Source organism: Devosia sp. (assembly GCF_040509215.1).
Taxonomy (GTDB): Bacteria; Pseudomonadota; Alphaproteobacteria; order Rhizobiales; family Devosiaceae; genus Devosia.
The window spans coordinates 46,497-52,763 of sequence record NZ_JBEVLL010000300.1 but is presented as its reverse complement, the minus strand read 5'-3'; the positions used below and the strand labels follow the sequence as shown (position 1 = coordinate 52,763).

Here is a 6,267-nt window from a genome sequence, read left to right as displayed (position 1 = left end):
AAGAGCCCAGCAACAATTCGCAGGATCGTAATCCCCGTTTACATCAATACGCTCCAAGCTATGCGCACGAGATGGTCGTCTCCCCATATCCTGCAAAAAGAACGCAAAATCTTTCAGCCATCGGGCACAAACGCGAATTCCCCGACCTCCGTAACCCGGCCAATCAGGCGCCGATGGTGTTGAGCACCTGCGCACCATGTTGTAATAGGTTCTTAGCTCAACTGAGGCTGCTTTTCCTCTAGCTTCGCCGTGTGTTACGCGTGCCAGCGCCGCTGTTTCACGGCTCTTGCAGCCACAGCTCTTCCAATATCCGTTACGCAAACCATTGTTGCGGTACGCGCGCTCAGAGCCACACACACAACGGCATAGTGATGCCGCCGCTCTACGGCCATTTAGACGGGTGAACGGCATGGCGGCGCTCAGTACCGTCAACTCACCGAACTTTGTTCCGGCGATTATGGTCTTGACCTTTGACGGCATCGAAAATGCCGATAACACGCTTTCAGCGCTATGCATGGGGCACTCCATCTTAGCGTTAGGGCCGGGCGATGTTGACGCATCGTTCCGGCCCGAACTGATTATCACATAGCTTAAGACAGGTCTATAATTCCCTGTTTGCGACATGAGCACCAAGGAGGCTCGCTCGGGGCATCTCCTGCCTTAATGTCGTCATCGCCACCAATTTGTTTGTTCGTCTTGAGACTATAGATTTTACCATCTCGGGCACGATGCCAAGGTCTCGCATGAAGCTTCCCCCCATGGCGATATTTCCACCGATCCAGCCCGGCTTCATTCATCCGCTCTGTATCGAGCGCCCCGGACAACTTGCTTAGCTGGTCAGCCGCGATACCACGTGCCCGTATACGCGAGGCACCGACGATTTCACTCAGTTCCTTGGCAAGGTCACGTACCTGCAGGCGTGCCCGGAAAGCCGCGAATACAGCGCTGCTGACCCGCGAACGCGTCTGCTCGCTCACGTCCTTGATGAGGGAGACGTTCCAGGCGATGGCCTCGGCTACGCTCTGCGGCTGCTCGCCGGCAAGGAGCATGGTGCTAATATCCACGCCCGTCGCGGTGAGCACATTGCCGCGCCAACGCGATCTATGCCAGCGCTCCGTCTGAACCGCCCACTCCCGCAGCGATGGCGTGATCGACAGGACCAGCCGCGAGAGCTCATCGCCTAGGCTGGCGAGCAGGCTTTCGAGGTCGAAGAGGGAGTCGTTGATGGTCGCCGGCAACAGCGGCTCGATGACCTGCCCTGCCGACTGACGATGCAGCACGACCACCGAATCCCGCACCGGCACCGATCGCGCATACTCCGCCCCGATGCGCTCGATCGCGCGCTCCCATGCTTCGATAATGGGCTTGTAGGCGGCGCGGTACAGGTTGCCCGCGTTCGTCGCGGTGGGGACGATTTCGCGCAGGACGATCTGCTTGCGGCGGATATTCGTCTGGCGGCGGATTAGGGTGGGGAGGTCGAAGCGCATTACCGCGTCGGGCGGCTGGGCTTATTCACCGCCGAACCACCATAGGGAGGCGGAGGCAACGGGGTCCGCGATCCACCACGAGGCATGTATCCACCTTGGCAACGGCAGCTATGGCCATCTGCGATGATGCAAGCGGCAAGGATGATTGCGAGGCAGATCATTCCTCCACCACCCCCTTCTCCCAATCGTCAGCCTCCCGCCAATGCGACGGAAAGACAATATGCCCGCTGTCGCCAGCCCAGCCTGCCCAATCACAGATGTTGACCGGGCAATCGTCCGGATCAAAGCCGTCTGAAGTCCCCTGAAACCAATGGATCGGCTCCTCCAGCATGAGTTTGCCAGTGATCGAGACCCAAGCGCCAAAAATCAAACCCGTTTTCGGCGCGGTATCGATTGGCTTGAGTACGCCAAGGTCGGCATCAGGCTTTCCCTCGCCAGTAAGCGTGGTCATTCCACCACTCCTCCATCCGGCGCCGCATTCGGGTCCGCGTTCGGATCGGCGGGCTCCTCCAGCAGCATAAACCGCTCCTCCGGAGGCAACTTCGCCAGCGCATCGGCAAGGCCCGGAATCGTCCCGTCTTCCTCAAGCATGTTCTGCACGCCCTCCGCCATGGCGACATCGGGCACGAGGTTCGTGTTGATGTAGATCTGGACCGTCTCTGCCTTGAGCTTGCCAGTCTCAGCCTGCTCCTTCGCGGACGGCGTCTTGAGCGGCGGGAACCTCCACCAAACGACGGCATCTTCCTTGCCCAGCGCTGACGGGATCAGTGCAAGGTCGAGCTGCTCCAGGCACGGGCGAAGATCCACTTCCCGGCGATTGTCGATTTCGTCCCGCCAAACGGTCATGTCGCCGTCGCCGGTCGCATTCATGCCATCGGGGGATTTGCCCAGCAGCACGGTCGCGGGCATGTTGCCGGCCGCTGCCACTGGATAGATGAACACCATCAACGTCTCGGGGATGCCCGCCCAATTCATCTGGCGGTACTCGATCGTTTCCGCGCCCTCCGCGTTCGGGCCGCCCTTGCCGTTGTCCTTGACGATCGCGCGCCAGATCGAGCGGGCCGCGTTGACCGCGGTCATGCGCGCCGTCTGGAACGCCTGGATATCAGACGTGGTCTGGAAGCGCTCCGTCAGCCCCGGAATGCCGATGATCACGTTGACCGCGTCCTTGATCATGCCGGCGAAGCTGCTCTGTGCCGTGTCGCAGTTGATCACCGCAGCCAGCGCCACCTCGACCTTGCTCGCGCCCCAGAACTTCTGTTCCGTGGTGGCGGTGTAGAGGTCGGGTACCTCCTCGGCCTTGAACACGATGACCCGGCTGGGGTGGAATCGCAGTTCGGTTTCGGTGGTGCCGCGCAGGAGCTTGTAGTCGTTGAGCTGGAAGTAGGACGGCGATCCATACCAGTCGTCCGCCATGTCGAAGATCATCTCACCCAGCACGATACGGCTGTGGTGACGGACGATGAGATTGCGGATCGCTCCCAATCGGATGCGAGACGGATCGAGCGGCTGGTCTGGCGAATCCCCATCGATCCACAGGAAGATCGCGCCGCCGCCGAGACCGCGGTGGATTTCGGCCTGCTTGACCTTCTCCCACACCTTCAGCCGCTTTTCCTCGGCCTCAAGCTTAGCAATCGTCGCCTTATCGCTCTGCCATGCGCGCCGGGTGCGGACCTGCTCCTTCGCCGGCTTGTCGATCAGCTTCCGCATGATCCACGACCCGCGATAGGACTGGTCTATTTCGGCGGCGGTGAGCGGACGATGGTAATGGCGGTTGAACGTGGACGGATCGACGCTTGTGCCCAGACCCGTCAACGGGTTGTAGACCGAGTCCCCCATTCGGCGTGCGACGGGAGCGGCCGGGGGCATGGGGCGGCTGAATGCGTCAGCAATGCGCGACAGGAGGCCAGCCATTGCGACGGGCTATGGCGGCGCGGCGGGCTTAGCTACCGCCGTCAAGCGGCTTCAGGCGAGCCAGACGGAGGGGTTGTAGGTCGAGCCGCCCAACATCAGCTCCGTCAGTGCCCACACCAAGGCATCAGCGCGATCGGGTGAATGTTCGCCCACGTAGCCCGACGCGGTGAAATTGCACAACTGGTCCTCAAGGTCGGGGAATACGCCCACATGGCTGACCTTGCCCTGCTCATAGAGGGCACTGATAGGCTCTGCACGCACCGCCTTGCCACGGCTGGCGACGACCTCCTTGAAAGCCGCCTTCTTGTCCGCCGTGGACACCGTGAAGCGCACCATATCGCCGCCGTAATTACGCTCGCCGATGATCCGATCGGCCTGCCAGTGATGATAGCGCTCGACAGCCCGACGACCCCATCCTTCGGGCGACATCTGGCACGTCGCATCCTCGAGAATGTAGGCGCGGCCGTCCACGCCAAGGCCGGCGGTGACGATACCGATATCGTCGCCCTTGCCATCGCCCTTGGTTCCAGAGGGATCGACCGCGACCACGATACGGCGCATCTCCGGCGCCTCGGTGACGCGTTGGGAATCGATGCCGGGCATGATCTTCCCGTCGCCGGCCAATCGGTCTTCCAGCGCCCACAGCGCGCCATTGACCTCGCTCGCCCACTCGCCCCGCTCGAACCTCTGGCGCTTCGCCTCGGACATGCTGGCGAGTACGTCGAAATATTCGGCCGGCAGGTTGTCCCGGTTGTCGTCCGGGTTGATCAGCATCTCCGCATAGTCCTGCGGGTTCGGCAGCGCCTCCTTGGTGCCGGGCTTCACCCCGCCCCGGAATAGCTGGTAGGACCAGTGCAGCTTGGACGGCGGGTTGCAGTCGAAATAGGCCTTGAGCGCGAGATGCGCGCGGCCTGTGGCAGCAGCGATAGCGGGATCAAGCGCGACCTTCTGCGCCAGTCGGGACATCGCCATCTCGATCGAGCCCCAAGGTATCTGGCTGCTCTCGTTGAAGTACAGGGTGGCATATTCGGCGCCGAGGATCTTCTCGACCCTCTCCTTGTCGTCCAGGCCGCCGATCCAGATTTGCGAGGCGTTGGGCAGCTCAACGTAGAAATCTGTCTTGTCGAACCGCACCCGCAGCGTGGGGAAGCACAGCTTGAGCACCTTGGGCAGCGTATCCGCCCATATGCTCGTCTTGGCGTGATTGAAGCGGAACCGGAATATCGCATGCCGGCTACCGGGTGCGTTGATAGCCCGCTGGATGATCGCGCGGATCAGAAGGAACGTCTTACCCGAGCGCGATCCCCCTCGCAGCATGACGTTGCGGACCGGGCTGGCAAGGAGGCGGTTGGCCTGCTGCTGTTTCGGGGTGAGGAGGGCGGTCACGCAGTCCGGTGGCGCTCATACACATGCCAGACGTAATCTCCGGCAATCAGGCTTCCTACGTGCGTCGATTCAGCTTCCACTTCCATTCCCGTGCCAAAGACAAGGAATGTTCGCCGCACAGCAGGTTGACGCAGATCATGCTCAACCCAAATGGCGGGATTAACGCTGGCAGGATCGCGCGCCACAAGACGAATGGCACCGCCATCCGGCATCTCCACGGAGACTACGGGAGACCGCAGCGGATATTTGTAAACAACCGTCACAGCCCCGCATCCTCGCTGCTGACGGTTAGAGCAATAGCCCCCGTATGCTCGTGCTCGATCTTGTCGCCGTAAACCTTGGGGCGAAGTTTGCCCGCCATCCACTTGCGTGCATCGATCCGCAGTTTGGAGCGCTGGATATGCTCGTGGTTCAGAACCTCCTCAGTAGATCCATCCTCACGGCGGCGCTCCATCCAGTCGTTTGAGCCATCGTCCGCGATGTCCAACATCTCGTCGAAAATGGCGTCGGCCTGGGCCTCGCGCGCGCGGGCGTAACGCTCCCGAAAACTCGCGTATCGCTCATCTGCCAGCCACCGAAACACCGTCGATTGCGACGGCATATCCGGGTCGCAGCAGATCGATCGCAAGCTGCGTGCATCCGCAAGGGCAGAGCAAATCTTGTCCGCTATTTCATCGCTATACTCGCTCATACCGCCCCCACATGTTCCGGAGCCGCAACCGCCCGACACTTCTTCCGAAACGCGATCTGCCTCAGGAACGCCAACCGCTCTGCCCCGACCGCATGGAAGTACCGCAGCGCCGGCCGCTTGCCGTACATGTGGTTCACGCGCGGCCATCCGCCATCAACGAAGTTCTCCTCGAACTCCGGCGGTATGGGCCTGACCCGCTTGGTCGAATAGGGGCGGAGCGGCTGATTACTCATCCCAAGCTTCATCCTCGTTGATGGCCGCGAAGCCGTTGCGGATCGCGCGCTGAAGCAGGGGGGCGGCATACCTGCGCGCCTCCTGGGGAGCACGGTTCCAAGCGCGGAACATCTCCGTTGCCAGCCTTGCCTCCGCGTCGTCATCGTCGAACTGTGCAGTTTCCTGCTTGTGCTCGGTAAGGACCCGCGAGGCTTGCTTCTTCCCCCAGCGCTCGTCCACGGCCCGTTTCAGCATGGGCAGGCGCTGCTCCGGATCGAGTTGCGCGAGGTACTTGTGGACCTGAAACGACAGGGCAGGAGCGCGGAGAGCAGCGGGGAAGGTCTCCGCCACCATGGCCGCGTCCTGAAGCTCCTTGCGATCCTCAGGCACGTTCTGCAGCAGCAGCTCCCATTGCTGCGGGAACAGCCTCTTGCCCGTCGCGAGGTGGTCGCCCATCGCCCACGTCAGGTTGCGCCGCTGTGCGGCAATGTCCCTCCCCTCCTCCAGCCAAGCCTCGAAGCTTGGCCCGATCTGTGCGGGTGGTTCGATCGTGGCTAGGGCTGTCATGCGTGCCTC

At 61.8% G+C, this 6,267-nt stretch carries 7 protein-coding genes and 1 pseudogene; all 8 read right to left on the bottom strand.

What is annotated here, in order from left to right; all coding sequences use genetic code 11:
* A pseudogene (locus tag ABW043_RS17060) lies at nt 1–516 on the bottom strand (hypothetical protein); the annotation flags it as partial.
* Between the two features lie 74 nt (nt 517–590).
* Nucleotides 591–1,487 carry a phage minor head protein gene (locus ABW043_RS17055; protein WP_353922391.1) on the bottom strand — a complete coding sequence of 299 codons (897 nt, stop codon included), beginning with the start codon at nt 1,485–1,487 and terminating at the stop codon, nt 591–593.
* 157 nt (nt 1,488–1,644) lie between these two features.
* Nucleotides 1,645–1,938 carry a hypothetical protein gene (locus ABW043_RS17050; RefSeq protein ID WP_353922390.1) on the bottom strand — a complete coding sequence of 98 codons (294 nt, stop codon included), beginning with the start codon at nt 1,936–1,938 and terminating at the stop codon, nt 1,645–1,647.
* Nucleotides 1,935–3,401, bottom strand: coding sequence for an anti-CBASS protein Acb1 family protein (locus ABW043_RS17045; RefSeq protein WP_353922389.1), 1,467 nt, complete (start codon nt 3,399–3,401; stop codon nt 1,935–1,937). The genes ABW043_RS17050 and ABW043_RS17045 overlap by 4 nt, the downstream gene beginning before the upstream one ends.
* A 51-nt stretch (nt 3,402–3,452) precedes the next feature.
* The gene (locus ABW043_RS17040) at nt 3,453–4,787 is read right to left on the bottom strand and encodes a phage terminase large subunit (protein ID WP_502908663.1); all 1,335 of its coding nucleotides are present in this window, start codon (nt 4,785–4,787) and stop codon (nt 3,453–3,455) included.
* On the bottom strand, nt 4,784–5,050 hold the full coding sequence (locus ABW043_RS17035; RefSeq protein WP_353922388.1) for a DUF7352 domain-containing protein: 267 nt from the start codon (nt 5,048–5,050) through the stop codon (nt 4,784–4,786). Before ABW043_RS17035 ends, ABW043_RS17040 begins: the two co-directional genes overlap by 4 nt.
* Nucleotides 5,047–5,478 (bottom strand): terminase small subunit-like protein, encoded by a 432-nt coding sequence (locus ABW043_RS17030; RefSeq protein ID WP_353922387.1) that lies wholly within the window; start codon nt 5,476–5,478, stop codon nt 5,047–5,049. The genes ABW043_RS17035 and ABW043_RS17030 overlap by 4 nt, the downstream gene beginning before the upstream one ends.
* A 225-nt stretch (nt 5,479–5,703) precedes the next feature.
* Nucleotides 5,704–6,258: a hypothetical protein gene (locus ABW043_RS17025; protein ID WP_353922386.1), complete on the bottom strand. Its 555-nt coding sequence runs from the start codon at nt 6,256–6,258 to the stop codon at nt 5,704–5,706.
* Nucleotides 6,259–6,267 lie beyond the last annotated feature (9 nt).